This is a genomic window from Campylobacter concisus (genome assembly GCF_902460575.1).
Lineage (GTDB): Bacteria > Campylobacterota > Campylobacteria > Campylobacterales > Campylobacteraceae > Campylobacter_A > Campylobacter_A concisus_AW.
This window is the reverse complement of the sequence record NZ_CABPUY010000001.1, coordinates 498,940-518,635: the sequence shown is the minus strand read 5'-3', so window position 1 is coordinate 518,635 and position 19,696 is coordinate 498,940. Positions and strand designations below refer to the sequence as shown.

At 40.0% G+C, this 19,696-nt stretch carries 20 protein-coding genes; 12 read left to right on the top strand and 8 right to left on the bottom strand.

The annotated features are described in order from the left end of the window. Positions 1 to 38: 38 nt before the first annotated feature. Complete coding sequence (gene dsbD, locus F3G76_RS02570; RefSeq protein ID WP_149705832.1) at positions 39 to 1,766, bottom strand: protein-disulfide reductase DsbD; 1,728 nt, start codon at positions 1,764 to 1,766, stop codon at positions 39 to 41. A 107-nt stretch (positions 1,767 to 1,873) separates the two neighbouring features. Between dsbD and ppk2 the strand changes: the two genes are divergently transcribed. Next, positions 1,874 to 2,683: a polyphosphate kinase 2 gene (ppk2, locus tag F3G76_RS02565; protein ID WP_002942696.1), complete on the top strand. Its 810-nt coding sequence runs from the start codon at positions 1,874 to 1,876 to the stop codon at positions 2,681 to 2,683. A 54-nt stretch (positions 2,684 to 2,737) separates the two neighbouring features. On the opposite strand, the gene F3G76_RS02560 is transcribed toward ppk2, so the two are convergent. The 5 genes from F3G76_RS02560 to F3G76_RS10420 all read right to left on the bottom strand — a co-directional run bounded on the left by F3G76_RS02560 (position 2,738) and on the right by F3G76_RS10420 (position 6,297). Next, the gene (locus F3G76_RS02560) at positions 2,738 to 3,169 is read right to left on the bottom strand and encodes a trehalose-6-phosphate synthase (RefSeq protein ID WP_149705831.1); all 432 of its coding nucleotides are present in this window, start codon (positions 3,167 to 3,169) and stop codon (positions 2,738 to 2,740) included. Positions 3,170 to 3,283: 114 nt separating this feature from the next. Beyond that, on the bottom strand, positions 3,284 to 4,513 hold the full coding sequence (locus F3G76_RS02555; RefSeq protein WP_149705830.1) for a major outer membrane protein: 1,230 nt from the start codon (positions 4,511 to 4,513) through the stop codon (positions 3,284 to 3,286). Positions 4,514 to 4,710: 197 nt separating this feature from the next. Further along, positions 4,711 to 5,250, bottom strand: coding sequence for a thioesterase (locus F3G76_RS02550; RefSeq protein WP_087580924.1), 540 nt, complete (start codon positions 5,248 to 5,250; stop codon positions 4,711 to 4,713). Positions 5,251 to 5,258: 8 nt separating this feature from the next. Next, a complete protein-coding gene (gene cmoB, locus F3G76_RS02545) occupies positions 5,259 to 6,128 on the bottom strand; it encodes a tRNA 5-methoxyuridine(34)/uridine 5-oxyacetic acid(34) synthase CmoB (protein ID WP_262974841.1) in 870 nt (289 codons plus the stop codon). Position 6,129: 1 nt separating this feature from the next. Next, positions 6,130 to 6,297, bottom strand: a complete 168-nt coding sequence (locus F3G76_RS10420) for a hypothetical protein (protein WP_002942642.1) — start codon at positions 6,295 to 6,297, stop codon at positions 6,130 to 6,132. A 92-nt stretch (positions 6,298 to 6,389) separates the two neighbouring features. Between F3G76_RS10420 and F3G76_RS02540 the strand changes: the two genes are divergently transcribed. The 4 genes from F3G76_RS02540 to F3G76_RS02525 are packed head-to-tail and all read left to right on the top strand — an operon-like array spanning position 6,390 to position 9,346. Further along, complete coding sequence (locus F3G76_RS02540; RefSeq protein ID WP_149705828.1) at positions 6,390 to 7,469, top strand: transglutaminase-like domain-containing protein; 1,080 nt, start codon at positions 6,390 to 6,392, stop codon at positions 7,467 to 7,469. Next, the gene (locus tag F3G76_RS02535; protein WP_009294140.1) at positions 7,466 to 7,789 is read left to right on the top strand and encodes a hypothetical protein; all 324 of its coding nucleotides are present in this window, start codon (positions 7,466 to 7,468) and stop codon (positions 7,787 to 7,789) included. Before F3G76_RS02540 ends, F3G76_RS02535 begins: the two co-directional genes overlap by 4 nt. Then, the gene (locus F3G76_RS02530) at positions 7,782 to 8,039 is read left to right on the top strand and encodes a heavy-metal-associated domain-containing protein (RefSeq protein ID WP_009294141.1); all 258 of its coding nucleotides are present in this window, start codon (positions 7,782 to 7,784) and stop codon (positions 8,037 to 8,039) included. Before F3G76_RS02535 ends, F3G76_RS02530 begins: the two co-directional genes overlap by 8 nt. A 17-nt stretch (positions 8,040 to 8,056) precedes the next feature. After that, complete coding sequence (locus tag F3G76_RS02525) at positions 8,057 to 9,346, top strand: M28 family peptidase (protein ID WP_149705827.1); 1,290 nt, start codon at positions 8,057 to 8,059, stop codon at positions 9,344 to 9,346. A gap of 38 nt (positions 9,347 to 9,384) precedes the next feature. Here F3G76_RS02525 and nth read toward each other — a convergent pair whose 3' ends face one another. Further along, positions 9,385 to 10,017, bottom strand: coding sequence for an endonuclease III (nth, locus tag F3G76_RS02520; protein WP_107805312.1), 633 nt, complete (start codon positions 10,015 to 10,017; stop codon positions 9,385 to 9,387). 94 nt (positions 10,018 to 10,111) lie between these two features. On the opposite strand from nth, the gene F3G76_RS02515 reads away from it, so the two are divergent. The 7 genes from F3G76_RS02515 (at position 10,112) to F3G76_RS02485 (ending at position 17,441) form a co-directional block, all read left to right on the top strand. Then, positions 10,112 to 10,930 carry a peptidylprolyl isomerase gene (locus F3G76_RS02515; protein WP_103605945.1) on the top strand — a complete coding sequence of 273 codons (819 nt, stop codon included), beginning with the start codon at positions 10,112 to 10,114 and terminating at the stop codon, positions 10,928 to 10,930. Between the two features lie 15 nt (positions 10,931 to 10,945). Continuing rightward, complete coding sequence (fbaA, locus tag F3G76_RS02510; RefSeq protein ID WP_009294115.1) at positions 10,946 to 12,010, top strand: class II fructose-bisphosphate aldolase; 1,065 nt, start codon at positions 10,946 to 10,948, stop codon at positions 12,008 to 12,010. 4 nt (positions 12,011 to 12,014) lie between these two features. After that, positions 12,015 to 13,328, top strand: a complete 1,314-nt coding sequence (locus tag F3G76_RS02505) for a MotA/TolQ/ExbB proton channel family protein (protein WP_149705826.1) — start codon at positions 12,015 to 12,017, stop codon at positions 13,326 to 13,328. After that, positions 13,325 to 14,416, top strand: a complete 1,092-nt coding sequence (locus F3G76_RS02500) for an OmpA family protein (protein WP_149705825.1) — start codon at positions 13,325 to 13,327, stop codon at positions 14,414 to 14,416. Before F3G76_RS02505 ends, F3G76_RS02500 begins: the two co-directional genes overlap by 4 nt. Beyond that, positions 14,409 to 15,260, top strand: a complete 852-nt coding sequence (locus tag F3G76_RS02495) for a pyridoxal-phosphate dependent enzyme (protein ID WP_149705824.1) — start codon at positions 14,409 to 14,411, stop codon at positions 15,258 to 15,260. Before F3G76_RS02500 ends, F3G76_RS02495 begins: the two co-directional genes overlap by 8 nt. Then, positions 15,257 to 16,549: a histidinol dehydrogenase gene (gene hisD / locus F3G76_RS02490; RefSeq protein ID WP_149705823.1), complete on the top strand. Its 1,293-nt coding sequence runs from the start codon at positions 15,257 to 15,259 to the stop codon at positions 16,547 to 16,549. Before F3G76_RS02495 ends, hisD begins: the two co-directional genes overlap by 4 nt. Before the next feature lie 136 nt (positions 16,550 to 16,685). Further along, a complete protein-coding gene (locus F3G76_RS02485) occupies positions 16,686 to 17,441 on the top strand; it encodes a flagellin (RefSeq protein WP_188116560.1) in 756 nt (251 codons plus the stop codon). Positions 17,442 to 17,786: 345 nt separating this feature from the next. On the opposite strand, the gene rpoD is transcribed toward F3G76_RS02485, so the two are convergent. After that, positions 17,787 to 19,640, bottom strand: coding sequence for an RNA polymerase sigma factor RpoD (gene rpoD, locus F3G76_RS02480; RefSeq protein ID WP_021088371.1), 1,854 nt, complete (start codon positions 19,638 to 19,640; stop codon positions 17,787 to 17,789). Between the last annotated feature and the right edge of the window lie 56 nt (positions 19,641 to 19,696).

Sequence of the window (19,696 nt, the reverse complement as noted above, 5' to 3'; positions counted from 1 at the left end):
ATAAATTTAAAATTCCAGCCAAATTTTGCCTTTGTAGTCTAAATTTTTTCAAGCTTTGCTATGAAATTTTTAGCATTTATAAAGCCGATCGTTCTAAGTGATTTTTGCTCTTCGCCGTCTTTAAAAAGTAGAAGTGCAGGCGGATCGATGAGTCCAAAATTTCTTAACATCTCATCGTTTTGTGCCCCACCACTTGTCACGTCGATGCGAATAAGCATAAAATTTGCCAAAGCATTTTTCACGCCAGCATCCTTAAAAGTGATATGCTCTATCTCTTTGCAGCTCGCGCACCAGTCGGCATAAAAATCCACAAGTACTGGCTTGCTTGAGCTTTTTATCATCTCGTTTAGCTCGTTTAAATTTCTAGCTTGTTTGAAATTTAGTTCGCTCTCGTTTTTGGCTAAATTTAGCCCAGAAAGCGGCGAAAAGGCATCTTTTGAGCCCAAAAATGCGCCAAGTATTAGCATGAGCGAGTAGATAAAAACTAGCACACAAAGTGCTTTTTTAAATTTAGCCCAGCCGCTATTTGCTGCCTCAAACGCTCCAAGATAAATGGTCGCAAAGACGCCTATGACGCCATAACCAAGTAGCTCAAAAAACGCTCCAAGCACGCGTGCTAGGATCCAAACGGACATGATGAGCATCAAAAAGCCAAATAGTTTTTTAACTTCATCCATCCAGTCGCCAGGTCTTGGCAGGAGTTTGCCAGAGCTTAGCCCTATCACAAGAAGCGGTGCGCCCATGCCTAGCCCCATAACAAAGAGCATGATGCCTCCATAAATGGCATCTCCGCTTTGCGCGATGTAAAGAAGTGCGCCTGCTAGCGGTGCTGCCACACAAGGTGAGACGATGAGCGCTGAGGCAAAGCCCATGAAGAAAACGCCGATGAGGCCTGAGCTGTTTTGTGACTTTTTGCTGATTAGGTTTTCAAATTTTGAGGGCAGTTTGATGTCGTAAAAGCCAAACATACTAAAGCTTAAGATGACAAAAATGGCCGCAAATGCGCCAAGCACGTAGATGTTTTGCAGAGCCCCTGCTATGCCAAAGCCAAGCAGACTTGCCCCAACGCCAGCAAGCGCGTAAGCAAGGCTCATCGCAACGACATAGACTAGCGAAAGCAAGAAGCCTTTTTTGGCATTTAGGCTGCCGCCCTTTGAGACGATGATGCTTGATAAGATCGGTATCATCGGAAAGACGCAAGGCGTGAGCGAGAGCAAGAGACCGTAGCCAAAAAATGTCGCAAGCGAGATGAAAAAGTTTTTGCTACTTAGCTCATTTGCGATACTTTGATCTTCTGAAAGCTCTGTAAATTCAGGATTTGTTCCGTCTTTTTGCTCTTTTTCAAAGGCTATGATGCTAAATTTGCCAAATTTCTCAAAGATGTCATAAATTTTAGTTTGCGGGCGGTAACAGATGCCATTTTTAGCGCAACCTTGATAGCTTAAATTTAGCCTAGCACTGCCGTTTTTAAGATGCTCTTTTACTAAATTTAATGGGATAAACAGCGAAAAATCTTTTGGGTAAATTTCATATTCGCCGGTGTTTTCGCTCTTTGGCATATTTAAGAGGCTGTTTATCTTCTCTTCGCCAAACTTGACCTCAAAGCTATCTTTATAAAGGTAGATATTTTCGCCAAATTTAAACTTGATCTCCGCGCCTTGCTCATCAATACTTGGGCTTAAAACAAACGCCTTACTAACGTCTAGAACCTCGGCAAAAAGCGAGCCTGCAAACAAAATGAGAGAGAAAATAAATTTAAAAAACATGCTAATCCTTGCTAAATTAAAAGAGATGATTTTAGTCTAAATTCTTAAATTTATTCTATTTTATAGTAAAATCGTGAAAAAGCGTGAAATTTTCAAAAGGAGCGATGATGTCAAAAGATAAAAAGCACCAAAAGAGCGATAAACTTGGCTACGAAGAAGAGCTAAGGCTGCTTCAGATAGAACTTTTAAAATTCCAAAATCATGTCAAAGACAAGGGGCTTAGGGTGCTCATGCTAATGGAGGGTCGAGACGCGGCTGGCAAGGGCGGCACGATAAAGCGCCTAACAGAGCATCTAAATCCGCGCGGTTGCCGTATTGTGGCGCTTACAAAACCAAGCGACGTCGAGAAGACGCAGTGGTACTTTCAAAGGTATGTAACACATCTGCCAAGCGCTGGCGAGATAGTGATCTTTGATAGGAGCTGGTACAACAGAGCTGGGGTTGAGCCAGTGATGGGCTTTTGCACGCAGGCTGAGCATAAAGAGTTCTTGCGCGAGGTGCCAAAATTTGAAGAGATGATCATAAACTCAGGCATCATTTTCTTTAAAATTTACCTCTCGATCACAAAAGAGGAGCAAAAAAAGCGCTTCAAAGAGCGTCTAAATGACCCGCTAAAGCAGTTTAAGATCTCTCCAGTAGATCAAAAAGCGCAAGAGCTTTGGGATCAGTACTCCATCGCCAAATACTCGATGCTGCTAGCCTCTCACAATAGCATCTCGCCGTGGGTGATCGTCTCAAGTGATAATAAAAAAGAAGCGAGGTTAAATGTCTTTAAATTTATCCTAACTCACGTCGAATATCCAAAAAAGATAGATGAGTATCTAAAATACGATAAAAGTGTCGTAAGAGATGGAAGCGAGGAGATCAAGCGCATAGAAGAGGGACTAAATAAAGATAAGCTAAAGAGCATAGACTAAATTTATTTAAGCTTGGCTGTAAATTTTATGCTTTAAATTTACAGCCAAATTTTGCTAAAGCCACCACATAAGTTTTGCCAGAATGACCATTGTCAGACAAAGCACAAGTGCTATGAGGTGTGAAAATTTACCAAATGGATCTGGCTTTTTTAAGATAGTGACATTAAAAACAGAGATGAAGGTGATAAGACACATTAGAAGTAAAACCGCGATCTTTGCTAGTAAAAGCTTTTGAAAGTTACTCTGCCACCAACCATGTTCGCCTCCAAGATAGTCCTTTGCCATATATGATCCACTTATCAAAAGTAGTAAAAATGCCGTGCCAAAAACCTTTGCACTGCCTTTTGTGTAAGCCTTTTTGACAGCTTCAAGAGTTTGTGGACTTATCGTTTTTTTGGCAAATGGATATATGCAAACATCAAAAAATACATATCCTATAAATATAATGGCGCAAATTAGATGTGTGATGAGAGAGAAAAGATACATTTTTTGCCTTTTTTGTTTGGCATTATATAAATTTTATTAGTTATATTTGCTGATTTTGATTAAGTATTGAGAAGTTTAGAAGATCCGAGCGAAAGCTCGCTCGGATAAATGTTTTTAGAAGCTATATTTTGCTTCAAATCTGATACGATCTTGTTTAAAGCTTGCACCGTCTTTTTTGTCTTTAGCAGCTGCATACCAAGAAAGGAATGTAAGTTTTTTGCTGTATTTGTAGCTAGCATCAAGAGACCATTCGCTTCTTTTTGCTCTTAATTCACCAAGCGCATAACTTGTGCCTTTACCTTGAGTATATCCAGCACCAAAGCCAAATTTATCTATATCATATCCAGCATTAACAAACCAGTAGTCGTTGTTTCCTTTGATGTTATTGTAGTATTGTTTGCTTCCAGACATAACACCATTTAAGATCTTAGTTGGATTGATAAGTTCGCCGTTTGCATCAATTGTTACAAAAGAAATTTTATTATTGTCTTTGTTCTTAGCATCAAAGTCTAAATAGCCAGCATTAAGTTTAGCTCCAAATAGTTTTGTGCCAGCTTGAATTGCCCAGAAATTTGCATCAGCTACATCTTTGTGGTCTGAGTCATTATGAACAAATTGACCTTTTAGGTTTAGATTTATATCATCAGTTACATTAAAGCTAACACCCGCATCGGCACCATAAAGTGTGGCAAATTCTTGAATATTTGCAATAGCTGCTTTAAATGATACTGGATCATAGCTGCCAGCTGCACCTAAATAATAAAGGTTACCTGGAGCATCGCTAAGACCGCTTGCCATTGTGCTTAGTAATGGACCATCTACTTCGTAGCCATCACTTTGTAATGCATCATAAGCTGCTGCTGTTAAAGTAAGACCAGGTACATCAGTATTTACCACTTTTAGACCAGTACCAGCTATATCACCATCGTCATAGAATGTTTTTATAAGTTGTTTGCCAGCTGTAACGGTAGTGTTGCCTATTTTATATCCCAGATACATCTCGTATACACCAAATGATCCAGTTGTGTTTGTTTTATCAGTACCAGCTGTAACACCATCACCAGAGTTATCTTTTGCTTGGTACCTTAAATTTAAAACACCAAAGAAGTTATCGTCTATCGCAGCTTTAAATGCTGTTTGCATTCTAAAAACATGACCAGCATCACTATCTTTAACTATGCTTTTTGGATATGAAGTTTTGAAATGATCATTTGTATAACGATATCTAGCATATCCTGAAATATCTACGTTTTTTATAGCTTCTTCAAGTGGAGTTGCACTTGCAACACTTGAAAATGCACCTAAAGCAACCAAAGCAGCTAAGCTAACTTTTGTAAGTTTCATCTAAATCTCCTTTTGATAAAAATGTTTTGAAAGGATATTATCATAGAAAATTAATTTTATAGCTTAAATTTCACTAAAATTTAAAAAAATTGTTACCGATCATTTACCAAAATAAGATAATGAGATAAGATTTGTCTTTAAAAATTTGAGTTTATTTGAAGTTAAAAGATGAGAAATTTATATCTCATCAGTTAAATTTAGCCGTTGTTTTTAGCCTGCGCCTCTTCGCGCTCTTTCTTTTGTCTTATGGCGGCTTCTTTTTGGATATTTTTTTGCTGAGTGACAAAGATATGCTCTTCAAGTGTGACTAGCTGAAAGACGCCCTCAAAGATCTTGATCTCTTTTACATAGCCTATCACTTTTACCTCTCTTTTTCTGCTCTCTTCAAACCTTGCTTGTGCGTCAAATTCGACCACATCGCCAAGCTTGAGCGGTCCAAAGAAATTTATCCTAGCACCGATACTGACGCAAAATTCTTCATTTATAGCTAAAAGTGCTGCGTAGTTTGCTCCCATGAAGACAAAACCGCTATGTATGAGCCCTTCTGCGTCGCTTACCATATCAGCCGTGGTAAAAAATCTAGTTTTTGCGTGATTTTTCTCAAGCAAAAATGCCGTTCCACTAAAATTTAGCTTTGTTAGAGGTGCTGTTTTTATCTCGTTTCTTAGCGGGTTTTCGTCCTCTGGGAGGATTATTTGTGATTCGTCTTTTGCTTCAAAAATATTTTCATCTGCCATATTTATCCTTAAATTTTAACTCTCACGTAGGCTCTTTTTGGAGCTGGGTAGCCCTCGATGGTCTTTGTATTATCGGCTGGGTCTAAGAAATTTCCAAGACTCTCGCCATCTATCCACTGCGTTTTTCGCTGCTCATTTAGATCAGTTGTCTTTGTATCAAGCAGGGTAAAGTCCTTAAATTTAGCCCTCTCGCACCAGTTTTGAAGCGCGCTAAGCGTTGGCACAAAGTAGATATTTGGAATTTTGGAGTATCTATCTTTTGGGCTTAGGGCAAAGTCACCATCCATATCTATATACATCGTGTCTAAAAATAGCTCGCCGCCAGGATTTAGTGCGGTTTTTAGCTCTTTTAGCATCTTTATAGGATCGCTTCTGTGGTATATCACGCCAAGACAAAAAATGGTGTCAAATTTCGCTCCAAACTCTGGCAAGCTCTCTACTCCAAGAAGCTCGTAAGCGATATTTGAGCGGATAAATTTATTTAAAAAAGCAAACTGCAAATATGTATGCACGCTAGGATCAAATCCAGTTATGCTTTTTGGGCCGTACTCAAGCATCTTAAACATATAATATCCATTGTTGCAACCCACGTCAGCCACACTTTTGCCAGCTAAATTTAGGTGTGGGGCAAGGATATTAAATTTAATAAAACTTTGCCATTCGCTATCTATATATATATCATCAAGTAAAAATGGCCCTTTTCGCCAAGGCTTTAGGCTAAGGGCGAGGTTGTAAATTTCATCTTTGCTCGCAGCGTTCAGCTCTTTAAATTTGACATTTACACTCTCACTAAGGCTAAATTCGCAATCAAAATCTGCTAAATTTTCTATTTTATTTAAAATTTGCTTTTGCTGCTCGTTAAATTTGCTAAGATCCACGCTATTTCCAGTCGACGATGTTGTGCGGACACTCTTTTTGATAGGTGCCAGTCGCGTCATAATACTCTTTACAATCATTATAATATTGCGTCGAAACTCCACGCTCATTCATATAAAGACAACCATTGCAAAATAGCGCTATAAAGCCTAAAAATATAATCTTTTTCATGTGGCGGATTTTATCATAAATAAAAATTTTATGCTAGAATAGCAGGCAGTTTTAGAGCCAAGTTTGGCTAAGATTAAGCAAAAAGGCATTTTATGCAAAGAAGAGATTTTTTTAAATTCAGTAGTTTTTTAGGTGCAGCAAGTCTGCTTCCAAGTGTCACTCTAGCTAGCGACGAGCCAGCAAACCCAGTAGTTAGAAATTTCGACGTAAATTTCAAACACCAGCTTCTTGAAAAGGGCAAAAGCTCGAGAATTTGGTTACCGCTCCCACTAAGCACCACTTATCAGCAACTAACCCAAGACTACGTTATAAACACAACCGCTAAAAACGTCTATATCTCAGACACGCTAATACCAACAATGTATGGCGAATTTGAAGAAAATGAGCAAAGACCTATTTTAAATATCCAGTTTAAAATCCAAACAACAGAGCGCAATACCGACTTTAGCAAGGTAAATTACGATCCAAACGAGAAGGTCGATCCTGCGATTTTGGAGTTTTTAAAACCAACTTCACACATCCCAACTGACGGCGTCGTAAGAGCAAAAGCGCTAGAGATTATCGGCAATACTAAAGGCGACTTGGAGCGCGCAAAAGCGATCTATACGTGGGTTGCAAACACTATGCAGCGCGATAACAGCATCCTTGGATGTGGCACAGGCGACGTTAAAGCAATACTAGAAAGTGGCAAACTAGTTGGCAAATGCACCGACATAAACTCAGTTTTTGTGGGACTTTGCAGATCAGTTGGCATCCCAGCAAGAGAAATTTTTGGTATCAGGGTTGGTCAGTCTAGATTTTCAGACCAGATGGGTAGCGCAAAAGATGGCGTGGCTAAAATTTCAGGCGGACAGCACTGTAGGGCTGAGTTTTACTTAAAAGGATATGGTTGGATACCAGTTGATCCAGCTGACGTTACAAAGGTAAGACTAGGCGAGAAATTAACAAACGACGATGCTAAGATCAAAGCTGTTAGAGATTATTGCTTTGGCAACTGGGAGATGTGCTGGATAGGCTTTAACTACGGACGTGACTTTATCTTAAAGCCAACCCCAGAGCAAACTCCGCTAAACAACTTTGGCTATCCATACGCTGAGGTTGATGGCAACACACAAAACTACTATTCGCCAAAAGAATTTAGCTACTACTACGTCTCAACAGAGCTAAAATGAGAGCCTTTTGGCTGATACTAACATCCATAGGTAGTGCTATTGGCGCTACCTTGTGCTGCTTGCCGGCACTTCTTTTCTTGCTTTTTGGCACATCTTTTTCTTTTCTATCTTGGACACAAAATTTATACGAGTACCGCGTCCCTTTAAGCGTCGTGGCGGTCATTTGCTTTGTGATCTCAGGTGTGGCTTTATTTTACAAGCCAAAAAGCTGCAACCTAAGCTATAAAAAGAAAAAATGGATACTTATATATATACTTTTTGGAGTGATTTTGCTTTTACTCCTTACATATCCAGAGCTTTTAGGAGAAATTTATGCGTAAAATTTTAGTTTTAGCCCTTTTGGTGGCTGCAAGCTACGCTGATAAAAAGATAGAAATTTCAGTACCTAGCATGCACTGTCCGCTTTGCACAGCGATAGTAAGAAAGGCCGCACTTAGCGTTGAGGGCGTAAAAAAGGCAGATGTATCGCTAAAAGAGCGAAAAGCTGTCGTTATAGCAGATGACAAGGTCGATGAAAAAGAGCTTTTAAAGGCGGTCGATGCGACTGGCTATAAGGGCGAGATAAAATAAATTTAAAGGAGGCAAATATGTCAAAGAGCGAAGTTTTAGCGAAATTTGAGACACTTGCGGCGATACCGCACTGCAGTTATGAGACTGATAAGATGCGTGATTTTCTGGCTAGCTATGCAAAAGATAAGGGCTGTGAGGTCGTGGTCGATAGCTTTGGCAACGTTCATGCATTTAAAGGCAAACCAAAAATTTGCTTGCAAAGTCACTACGATATGGTCTGCATGGGCGATGCACCAAAGATCGAGATAGTTTATGGCGATGATGGCTACATGAGGGCTAAAAACTCATCTTTAGGTGCCGATAACGGCATAGGCGTGGCTATCATGATGCAGATGATAAGCGAATTTGACGACATAGAGTGCCTCTTTACAAACAACGAAGAGGTCGGCATGGTCGGAGCTGCTGGCTTTAGCGGCAATCTTTTAGCCGATAAGCTTTTAAATTTAGACAGCGAAGAGGACGACCGCGTCACTATCGGCTGCGCTGGCGGTGTAAATTTATTTGCCACTATAGCTCTTAATAGCAAAAAAACAAAAGAGAGCACGCTTTATGAAGTAAAAGTGAGCGGACTTCCTGGCGGACACTCTGGCAACGAGATACATAAAAATATCCCAAATGCGATCAAGGTTTTGGCGGCATTTGTGACTAAAAATGGCTGCAAACTTGTTAAATTTGAAGGTGGCGAGCGAAGCAACTCTATCCCAAGCGGCGCAACTGCGCTGGTTCTAAGTGATAAAGAGCTAAAGAGCGAGTGTGAGAATTTAAGCGTGAAAAAGCTTGGCACAGGTGATGAAATTCTAGAAAACGGCGAGAAAATTTTAGCTCTTATCAACTCATTTTCACAAGGTGTAAGAGCCTATAACTGCGAGCTAGGCATACCGCAAGATAGCGTTAATCTCTCACTTGCAAAGATCAAAGACGACGGCACGCTTGAAGTGGAGTTTTTTGCAAGGTCAATGAGTAAAGACGGCTTAAATAGAATGGAGTTTGAAATTTCTGAGCTTGCAAAAGCGGTTGGCTTTAGCGTCATTTCAAAAGATAGAAACCCAGCTTGGAAACCTATAAATGATAAATTTGCAAACGATATCTTAGAAGAGCTTAAAATTTATAAGCCAAATGCAAGGATAACAGCTGTGCATGCTGGCCTTGAGTGTGGAGTGCTTTTGGAGAAAAAAGCAGGTCTTAGTGCATGTTCTATTGGACCAAACATCTACTCACCTCACTCTACAAGAGAGCACTGTGAAGTAGCTTCTGCGCTTTTTATAGAAAAAGTCGTTCGCGGTATCGTTAAAAAATATAACTCCTAAAAAACTAAAATTTGCTAGAAATTTCTAGCAAATTTTATCTATATCATCTTATCCTTGCTCTTACAAAGATCGCTTAATATACACTCAAAACAAAGCGGCTTTTTAGCCTTGCAAGTGTAGCGCCCAAAAAGAACCATCGCTTGATGAAGTTTGCCAAGATCAGTTTTAAAGGCAAGGCTTAGATCCTCTTCAGTCACTTCTGGCGTCTTTGCGCTGCTTAAGCCAAGTCTATGTGATACTCTAAAAACATGCGTATCAACTGCCATTACGTTTGCATTTGTTGCCTCTAAAAGCACGACGTGAGCGGTCTTTTGCCCAACTCCAGCAAGGGCTTTTAGCTTCTCTTCATCAAGTGGGATTTCTCCGTTATAAAGCTCAACCACGCTGTTTGCCATCTTGATTAAATTTACGGCTTTGTTGTTAAAAAAACTACATGAGTTTATCATGAGCTTTAGACTGGCTAAATTTGCGCTAGCTAGCTCAAAAACATCTTTATATGCCTCAAATAGGGCAGGTGTGATCAAATTTACCCTTTTGTCTGTGCACTGAGCTGAGAGCATGACACAGACAAGAAGTTCATATAAATTTCTAAACTGAAGCTCGCTTTTGGCGTCTTTAAACTCTTCTAAAAGCCTTTTTTTTATCTCTAAAATATCTTTTTTTGTTCTCATTTGGCTATTTTACCTAAAATTACAAGTTAAACGAAAAGTTACCGCATTATTTGATATAATTTTGCCCATAAAATCAATTTTTTAAAGGATTTATATGAAAAAAATTTTGTTTCCAGCAGTTTTAAGTTTAGCTGCAGCTGTCACTTTAAACGCAGCAGTAGTTGCAACAGTTGATGGCGATGCTATAAACGATAGCGATATCTCAGCGCTTTTATCAGCAGCTATGCCAGGTTTTGACGCTAGCAAGCTTCAACCAAATGAGAAAAAACGTATAATCGACGATCTAATCAACAGAAAACTTCTTTTAAAAGACGCAAAAGCGACAGGCATTGAAAAAGATGTTGATTACATCAAGGCTGTAAAAGCTGCACAAGAAGGCATCGCAGTTGAGCTTTATATGAGAAAACTATTTGACGGCATAAAAGTAAGCGATAGCGATTTAAGAGACTTTTACAACAAAAACAAAGCTAGCATGAACCAACCAGCTCAAGCAAGAGCAAGACATATCTTAGTTGAAGATGAAAAAACAGCAAATGACATCATCGCTCAACTTAAAAATTTAAAAGGCGAGGCTCTAACTAAGAAATTTGCAGAGCTAGCAAGCCAAAAATCAATCGACAAAGGCTCAGCAGCACACGGTGGCGAGCTTGGCTGGTTTGGTCAAAGCCAAATGGTAAAACCTTTTGCAGACGCAGCATTTTCAATGGCTAATGGCACAGTTTCAACTAAGCCAGTTAAAACTCAGTTTGGCTACCACGTTATCTTAAAAGAAGATGGCAAAGCTGCTGGCACTGTAAGCTTTGAACAAGCAAAACCAGAGATCGAGCAAGCTGTAAAAATGGAGAAATTCCAAGCTGCTGTTAGACAAAAAAGTGAAGCTCTACGCCAAAAAGCAAAGATAGAATACAAATAAAATTTGGAGGATAAAATGGGCGTTTTAGATATCGTAAAACCTGGTGTTTTAAGCGGAGATGATGTAACAAAACTTTATGCTTATGCCAAAGAGCAAGGTTTTGCAATACCTGCTGTAAATGTCGTAGGCAGCGACTCAGTAAATGCTGTTTTAGAAGCGGCAAAGGTTGCTAACTCGCCTGTTATCGTTCAGTTTAGTAATGGCGGTGCAGGTTTTTACGCTGGTAAAGCCTGCGAAAATGCAGCCGTTCTTGGTGCGATCGCTGGAGCAAAGCATGTTCATCTGCTTGCCAAGGCTTACGGCGTGCCAGTCATTTTACACACTGACCACGCTGCTAGAAAGCTTTTGCCTTGGATAGATGAGCTAGTAAAAGCAAGTCATGAGTATAAAAAAACTCACGGCGTGCCACTTTTTAGCTCTCATATGCTTGATCTTAGCGAAGAGAATATCAACGAAAATTTAAGCACGTGCGAGAAGTATCTAAAAGAGCTTAGCGAGCTTGGTATCAGCCTTGAGATCGAGCTAGGCGTTACTGGTGGCGAAGAAGATGGCGTAGATAATACAAGCGTTGATAACGCACTTCTTTACACCCAGCCAGAGGACGTCGCGCTTGCTTATGAAAGACTAAGTAAGATAAGTGATAAATTTAGCATTGCAGCTAGTTTTGGCAACGTTCACGGCGTTTATAAACCAGGCAATGTCGTGCTAAGACCAGAAATTCTTAAAAACTCACAAGCCTATGTCGCTAAGAAATTTAATACAAAAAGCGATAAGCCAGTAAATTTTGTATTTCACGGCGGAAGTGGCAGCGAGCTAAAAGATATCAAAAATGCTGTAAGTTACGGCGTTATCAAGATGAACATTGACACTGATACGCAGTGGGCTTTCTGGGACGGCGTGCGTGAATATGAGGCCAAAAATAGAGCATACTTGCAAGGTCAGATCGGCAACCCAGAGGGCGATGATAAGCCAAATAAAAAATACTATGATCCAAGGAAATGGCTAAGAAGTGGCGAGGAGAGCATGGTTAAGCGTCTTCAGACTGCTTTTAGCGACTTAAACTGCCTAAATAGGAACTAATCCTATGCAAAATCAAAATGATTTTAGTGAGCTAAGCGTGCCAAAGGAGCGCCAAGCTCACTCTTTCTTTGTCTTTTTTAAAGTTATCTTTATCCCTTTAGCTATCTACATCTTGGCGATACTGGCGTATCTTGGCGTTATAAATTTTCAGATGAAGCTTCACACCATCGTGATGATGGGCGTTATACTCTTTGTCGCTTTTATATTTTCACGCCACAGCGCCTTGGTCGCTTACTCAAATTTCTTAGCAAATGCCAAAGACTACAAGATAAGACTAAAAGAATTTATCATCGCTCACCTTTTTGAAATTTCAGGCGTCAAAAAGGCAAACGCTAAATTTGAAGATTTTTTCGAGAGCTATACAAGAAATTTTAGAAATGACAACCTAGCAAACATCGGTCAAGCAGTCTTTCCTATGCTTGGAATTTTGGGCACTTTTATCAGTATCGCTATCTCCATGCCAGAGTTTAGCTCAAGCACGACAAATGGCCTTGAAAAAGAGATCGCTATACTGCTAAACGGCGTGGCTACGGCGTTTTATGTATCGATATATGGCATATTTTTAGCGCTTTGGTGGATGTTTTTTGAAAAGATCGGCATTAGTAAATTTGAGAGATTTTACAGCGAGCAAAAAGAGCTAAGCCGAGAGTTTTTCTGGCAGGAAAATGAGCTAAATGCAAATTTCATGAAAGCAAGTGTAGGCTACTTTAAAGATAGTCACGATGCCTTTAAAATGGTGCTTGATGATAAATTTATAAAAGAGTTAAGCGAGCAGACAAATGAGAAATTTAACAGCCTAAAAGAGCTTTGTGAGGTTGAAAAAAACATCATCAATCAAAGCAAAGCAGAACTTAGCGCAAGTTTAAAAATGCTAAATGAATCTGGGCTAAAACAAGATGAATTTGTAAAGATCCACTCCGATATATTAAAGGCAGTTGGTGCGTTTTCTAACGCCTTTAAAGATATGGAGGTTAAAATTTTAACCGAGCATGCAAAGCTTGGCGAAATTTTTAGCAGAAATTTAAACGCCACAAAAGAGAGCCAGCTAAAATTTGAGCAGACTATCAAGAGTTTTGATGCCATTTTAAAAGAATTTTCTCTCTCTTTGATGAAAGAGCAAAACGAGGCGTTAAAGGCATTTAGAGCCTCACTCGTGGAGAGTGCGACGATATTTAAGGCAGCCTACGAGCAAGAGGGCAGGAGCTTGGAGCGTGAAAAAGAGCGCGAGAGCCTCATTGCTGAGCTTAAGAAGAATATAGACGAGATCGACAAAGAAGCAAATTCTGTAATAGAAAAAATCGAAAATCTAGTGCAATGAAAATAAACAAAAATAACGAGGATCAATCGAGCTTTTGGGTTTCGTACGCAGACTTGATGGCGGGTCTGCTCTTTGTTTTTATGCTGCTAATAGGCGCTGTCGTCGTAAAATACGTCCTAACTCAAAACACTCTTGAAAATAAAGAGCAAGCCATCATTGCAGCACTAGCAAATTTAAAAGACGCCCAGGGTAAGAATTTCACCCTTGAAGAGCTAAATGACGCCCTAAAAAGCGAGCTTTCAAAGATAAGCGACGAAAACATAAATTTAAAAAAATCAAATGAAATTTTTGTCATACAAATAGACGCCCTAAAAGAAAAACTAGCCCAGCTCATAGAGGAAAACAAAGACGCAAATGCGAGCATAAAAGAGCTAAATGCCAGCATATTTGATCTAAATCAAAAGATGATCGTGCTAAATGATGAAATTTCATCAAAAGATAGAGCACTTAGCGACGCAAACGCAAGCAGCGAGAAAAATTTAGCCAAGATCGCCTTTTTGCTCGAGCAAGTGAGCAAAAAAGAGGCTAGATATGACGAGCTTTTAAGGGATCTAAATGTCACTCGTGACAGGGTCAAAAACCTAACTGGCATAAGGGTAAAAGTGATCTCAGCCTTAAAAGATAGGCTAGGAAATAGCATCGAGATCGATCCAAACTCAGGCGCACTAAAGCTTAGCTCCTCAGTGCTTTTTGATAAGGCAAGTGCGGTCTTAAAAGAAGAGGTCAAAGAGGAGCTAAAAGCCACACTTAGTAAGTATTTTGACGTGCTTTTAAATGATAAAGAGATCGCCTCAAACATCGATCAGATCGTCATAGAGGGCTTTACTGATAGCGACGGAAGCTACATTTACAACCTAGAGCTCTCACAAAAAAGAGCCTACGCCGTGATGGAGTTTATAAACTCATTCAGCGATGACGCGCGCCTTAGAAAGCTGCTTGTCGCAAGTGGCCGAAGCTACAACGAGCTAGTTTTTAAAGATGGAGCCGAGGACAAGGATGCTTCAAGGCGTATCGAGATCAAATTTTCACTCTCAAACAAAGAGGCTATCAACGAGATAGAGAAATTTTTGGAGTTTAAGGGTGATTGAGCGGGTTGTTCTTAGGGGGCGAGAATTTTGGCTTTTAAGAGATGATCTGCTAGGCGAGTTTAACGGCAATAAAGCAAGAAAACTAGAGTATTTTTTAAAGGCCGATCTTAGCGGCATCAAAGCCATCGTATCTCACGGTTCAAGTCAGTCAAATGCTATGTATAGCCTAAGTCTTTTTGCCAAGCTAAAGGGGCTTAAATTTCACTACGTCGTCTCTCATCTAAGCTCAAATTTAGAGCAAGATCCAGTTGGAAATTTCAAATTTGCACTTGAAAATGGCATGGAAATTTTTGTAAAAGAGGAGCGCGAGAAATTTGCTAAAGAGCTAGCAAAGAGAGAAAATGCGCTCTTTATAAACGAGGGTGTGGCGCAGAGTGAGGCTGAGCTTGGCTTTATCACGCAAGCACGTGAGATAAATGAGTGGAGCAAAAAAAGTGGCATAAAGCCTGATATTTTCTTGCCCTCAGGCACAGGTACAAGCGCATGTTATCTGGCAAAGCACACCGATCTTAGAGTATTTACAGTGCCTTGCGTAGGGGATAGCGACTATCTAAAAAAGCAAATTTATGAGCTAGATAAAAACAACAAAGTGCAAATTTTAAATCCGCCAAAGAAGTATCATTTTGGAAATTTATACAAAGAGCTTTATGAAATTTGGCTTGAAGTGTGCAAAAGTGGCGTGGAATTTGAGCTTATCTACGACCCAGTGGGCTTTATGACGCTTTTTGCAAATTTAGATAAGCTTGGGAGCGAAATTTTATATATCCACCAGGGCGGAATTTTGGGTAACATTACACAAAAGCAAAGATATGAGAGAAAACTAAAAATAAAGGATCATAAATGAAATTTTTACACAGCAGCGACGCTGACTTTGAGAGTAGATTTTCGCAGCTTGTTAGACGAAGTGACAATGACATGAGTGCCGTAATGCCAGTAGTTGCGGGTATCATAGACGAGATAAGAAAAGATGGCGATAGCGCGCTTTTTACGCAGATAACCAAATTTGATAAATTTAATGTCACAAGCAAAAACGACATAATAATCGACGTAAAAGAGATGGAGGCGGCCTACAACTCGCTAGATAACGCCCTAAGAGTGGCTCTAAATTTAGCCCACGACAGGATAAAAAGCTATCACGAGCGCACAAAACCAAGCGACTGGACATATAAGGACGAGCACGACATCTTGCTTGGCGCAAAATACACTCCGGTTGATCGCGCTGGTCTTTATATCCCAGGCGGCAAGGCGGCATATCCTAGCTCGCTTCTTATGAATGCTATCCCAGCAATCGTAGCTGGTGTAAAAGAGATCGTTGTCTGCACCCCAGCGCCAAATGGCAAGGTAAATCCTCTGCTTCTTGCTGCGATGCATCTATGTGGCATCAAAACAGCTTTTAAAATAGGCGGTGCAAGCGCGATCGCAGCGATGGCGTACGGCACAGCAACCGTGCCAAAGGTCGATGTCATCACAGGACCTGGCAACATCTACGTAGCGACTGCTAAAAAGCTAGTTTATGGCGACGTAAATATCGATATGATCGCAGGTCCAAGCGAGATAGGCGTGATCGCTGATGATAGTGCGGACCCTCGCCACATAGCGATCGATCTACTCTCGCAAGCCGAGCACGACGAGATCGCAAGTGCCTTTTTGATAACGCCAGTGGAGGCCTTCGCAAGGGCAGTGCAAAGACATATAGAGGATGAGCTAAAAACACTAAAACGCGAACCAATCGCTAGTGCTAGCATGAGAAACAAAGCTGCTATCATCGTCGCAAAAGACTTGCAAGAGTGCTTTAAACTGATGAACGAGCTTGCTGTGGAGCACCTAGAGGTCGCTACAAACGACGCTTTGAGCTATATGGACGAGATAAAACACGCTGGAGCGATATTTTTTGGGCACTTCACACCTGAAGCGATGGGCGACTATTTAGCTGGACCAAACCACACCTTGCCAACTGGCGGAAGTGCGAGATTTTACTCACCGCTTGGAGTTGAAAATTTCATGAAGCGAAGCTCTATCATCTCAGTTAGCAGAAAAGGTATCATGCACCTTGGCAAACCATGCATGCAGCTAGCCGAAGCCGAAGGACTAACAGCCCATAAAAGATCAATTGCCGTGAGACTAGAAGACTAAAAAGGGCGAAGAATTTAGGAAAAATGGCTTTTTCTAAATTCTTTTTATAATATTTTTTGCTTTAAGAAATATTTTTGCAACTTTTTATGAAATTTATAGTAAAATCCGTCTCAAAACTACTAAAAAAGGAGTTGATATGAAGTTAGGAACTTATACTGCAAACCAGGCTTCAGGAAACTATTATTTAGATCAAGCTAAAAATAGCGAGAAAAAGGCGCTAAACGCCATCTCTGCAAATAGCGAGATCAAAGCATCAGGTGCAAATTTGCAAATCGCAGAGAGCTTACTTTCGCAAACAAATGTCCTAAATGAGGGCATAGCAAATGCAAACGATATGATCGGCATGCTTCAGATCGCTGACTCAACGCTTTTAAATTTAAGCGAGAGCGCTGATAAGATCGGTGAGCTATCAAGCAAGCTTTCAAACCCAGCTCTTTCGGCTAATGAACAAAAGGATATAAAAGGCGAGATAAATGCGCTTAAAAATGCGATGAGCGACAGCGTAAAAGAGGCCAAATTTAACGGTAAAAACATTTTTGACGCCGAGCTTGGATTTTTTACAGGCGAGGGTACAAGAAATGTAAATTTAAGCACAAATGCTCTTTTAAATGTTAAAGAAGATGGCTCAAATTCTGGCGATATTTTGAAAAATATAAATTCACTTCGCTCAGAGATCGGCTCGACACAAAACGCTGTATTTAGAGGTATGAACGCTTTAGCTGCTAGAAGCGTAGCAAATGCTAATAGCGTAGAGAATCTTGATAGTAGCGACATAGCAAAGAGCTTGGAAGAAAATTTACAAGCAAATTTAAAGCTACATGCTGCCTCTTTAGCTAAAGCTCACGATACTACGAGCTTGACTGCAAAACTAGATAAACTTCTAGGTGAATAAATTTTTACCGGTCTTGTGCCGGTAAAACTCTTTTTTGTTTCTATTTTTTTTTAAGTCATAAAACATATTTATAAATTAAAATTTGATCTTTATTGGGTTAATTTAGTTGGCAAACGTACCTGCAAAAGAGCAAATTAGATTAATTTTGTTTTATGATATTTTTGAGCTAATTCTTTGGTTATAAATTCTCAAAAAGAGAAAAGCAAATGTTACAAATTTGATCTAAGAATTTATAAAATTTCTTAATGGCTTTTTGACATCTTTGTTGCAAAAGTAAAAAAGTAGATTAAAAGTATAAAATTTAAGCCCGGGGTAGTGGATCTCGCCTAAAAAGGGCAGGGCTTGTTAGCCCTCGATGTAGTTTTTGAGTTTTCTACCAACTTTTGGATGTTTTAGTTTTTTAATAGCCGAGCTTTCTATCTGGCGGACACGCTCACGAGTGACGTTTAGTGCCTTGCCGATCTCTTCAAGTGTGCGGTCGCTCTCATCTTCAAGCAAGCCAAATCTCATCGAAATAACCGCCTTTTCGCGCTCATTTAGCTGTGAAAGCACATCGTCGATCTGCTCTCTAAGGTCACTTTTTAAAATTTGATCTATCGGTGATAGCGAAGTTTTGTCTTCAACAAAATCTCCAAATTTACCGTCTTCTTCGTTTGCGATAGGAGCTTCAAGGCTGATAGGCTCTTTTGTGATCTTGATCACCTGTTTTACCTTATCAACGCTTAGTCCGACCTCTTTTGCGATGACGCTTACATCAGGCTCTTTTCCCTCTTCTTGGAGGTATTTGCGGTTGATTTTGTTGATACGATTGATCGTCTCTATCATATGGATAGGTATCCTGATTGTCCTTGCCTGATCGGCGATCGCGCGTGAGATAGCCTGGCGAATCCACCATGTGGCGTAGGTTGAAAATTTATAGCCTTTTCTATATTCAAATTTATCAACCGCCTTCATAAGGCCTATGTTGCCCTCTTGGATGAGGTCAAGAAATGGCAAGCCCCTGTTTGTATAGCGTTTTGCGATACTTACGACTAGACGGAGGTTTGACTTGGCCATTCTAGCTTTTGCTTCGTCTGAAATTTTCTTTCCACGTTTGATCTGCTCTAAAATTTCTTTTAGTCTTGCTGGCTCAAGATCAAAGCCCTGTTTGCTCGCCTCTTTTGTCGTAAAAAGCTTTTTAATCTCGACGTAGGTTGAGACCATTGTAGCCTCTGGTACGCGAGCAGCGATCTCTTCTTTGCTAAGTTTGATGATATCTTTTAAGATGCTTTTGTGATTTTTCTTTAGCTCGTCACTAAACATCGGCAAGCGATACTCCAAGCGCTTTAGCTCTCTATCAAATTCATCGTCGCTTTTTAGCGCTGTCTCCATTGATTTTACGATCTCGCTGATTAGCTTGCTTGTTGGACCAAGATCCATCAGCTTCTCTTTTAAAATTTTCTTTTTAAATGCAAGCGTCATCTTTGAAGCTGTGTCGTCGCTTTCAACTTTATCTTGCTTATTTGCTGTCTTTAGCCACTCTTTTTTAGCCTTTTCAAGGGCCTTAAAGCTCTCTATAACTTTTTCTGCGCGTTTGTCGTTTTTGGCTGATTTTTTAGGAGTTTCGTTCTCTTCGTTCTCCTCATCCTCTTCGTCTATATCCTCTTCGCTCTCTTCATTTTCATTTTCGCCCTCATCCTCAAAGCTTTTAAAAAGCTCTTTTACGCGGCGCTCTCTGTTGATAAGCGGCTCTTTGTAATCAAGTATGAAATCGATCAAAAACGGCACTGAGCAAAATGCATCGATGATGATATCCTCGCCAAGCTCGATCCTCTTGCTGATCTCAACCTCTTCTTCTTTTGTAAGAAGTGCGATCTGACCCATTTCTCTTAGATACATCCTTACTGGACTATCTGATCTTGACCACTCTAAAAGGTCGCTCTCGCCTGAAAGGTCGAGATCCTCGTCGATATCTTGATCGCTTTTTTGAGCATTTTCTTGACGTTTTTTAGCATCGGCTAAATTTCTAAGTTTTGCAGCCTCAGCAGATGTGATGAGCTGGACTTTGTTTGTTTTTGCGAGTTGTTCTATCTTTTTTACTATCGTAGCCGTTGGAGCTTTGTCTAATAATTTTACTAATTTTTCGTATGTCAAAAAGCCTTTTGCATTTTCAACAAAAAGCTCTTCTATCTGAGAAAAAGAGTCTTTTGCGGCGCTCATAAATTTCCTTTCAAATCGTATCATTGTGATTTAAGTGTTGGTTAAAAGAAAGTGGA

Bases quoted from the DNA above. Each gene is read 5' to 3' on its own strand.
- dsbD (WP_149705832.1), bottom strand. From the start codon at position 1,766: ATGTTTTTTAAATTTATTTTCTCTCTCATTTTGTTTGCAGGCTCGCTT.
- ppk2 (WP_002942696.1), top strand. From the start codon at position 1,874: ATGTCAAAAGATAAAAAGCACCAAAAGAGCGATAAACTTGGCTACGAA.
- F3G76_RS02560 (WP_149705831.1), bottom strand. From the start codon at position 3,169: ATGTATCTTTTCTCTCTCATCACACATCTAATTTGCGCCATTATATTT.
- F3G76_RS02555 (WP_149705830.1), bottom strand. From the start codon at position 4,513: ATGAAACTTACAAAAGTTAGCTTAGCTGCTTTGGTTGCTTTAGGTGCA.
- F3G76_RS02550 (WP_087580924.1), bottom strand. From the start codon at position 5,250: ATGGCAGATGAAAATATTTTTGAAGCAAAAGACGAATCACAAATAATC.
- F3G76_RS10420 (WP_002942642.1), bottom strand. From the start codon at position 6,297: ATGAAAAAGATTATATTTTTAGGCTTTATAGCGCTATTTTGCAATGGT.
- F3G76_RS02540 (WP_149705828.1), top strand. From the start codon at position 6,390: ATGCAAAGAAGAGATTTTTTTAAATTCAGTAGTTTTTTAGGTGCAGCA.
- F3G76_RS02535 (WP_009294140.1), top strand. From the start codon at position 7,466: ATGAGAGCCTTTTGGCTGATACTAACATCCATAGGTAGTGCTATTGGC.
- F3G76_RS02530 (WP_009294141.1), top strand. From the start codon at position 7,782: ATGCGTAAAATTTTAGTTTTAGCCCTTTTGGTGGCTGCAAGCTACGCT.
- F3G76_RS02525 (WP_149705827.1), top strand. From the start codon at position 8,057: ATGTCAAAGAGCGAAGTTTTAGCGAAATTTGAGACACTTGCGGCGATA.
- nth (WP_107805312.1), bottom strand. From the start codon at position 10,017: ATGAGAACAAAAAAAGATATTTTAGAGATAAAAAAAAGGCTTTTAGAA.
- F3G76_RS02515 (WP_103605945.1), top strand. From the start codon at position 10,112: ATGAAAAAAATTTTGTTTCCAGCAGTTTTAAGTTTAGCTGCAGCTGTC.
- fbaA (WP_009294115.1), top strand. From the start codon at position 10,946: ATGGGCGTTTTAGATATCGTAAAACCTGGTGTTTTAAGCGGAGATGAT.
- F3G76_RS02505 (WP_149705826.1), top strand. From the start codon at position 12,015: ATGCAAAATCAAAATGATTTTAGTGAGCTAAGCGTGCCAAAGGAGCGC.
- F3G76_RS02500 (WP_149705825.1), top strand. From the start codon at position 13,325: ATGAAAATAAACAAAAATAACGAGGATCAATCGAGCTTTTGGGTTTCG.
- hisD (WP_149705823.1), top strand. From the start codon at position 15,257: ATGAAATTTTTACACAGCAGCGACGCTGACTTTGAGAGTAGATTTTCG.
- F3G76_RS02485 (WP_188116560.1), top strand. From the start codon at position 16,686: ATGAAGTTAGGAACTTATACTGCAAACCAGGCTTCAGGAAACTATTAT.
- rpoD (WP_021088371.1), bottom strand. From the start codon at position 19,640: ATGAGCGCCGCAAAAGACTCTTTTTCTCAGATAGAAGAGCTTTTTGTT.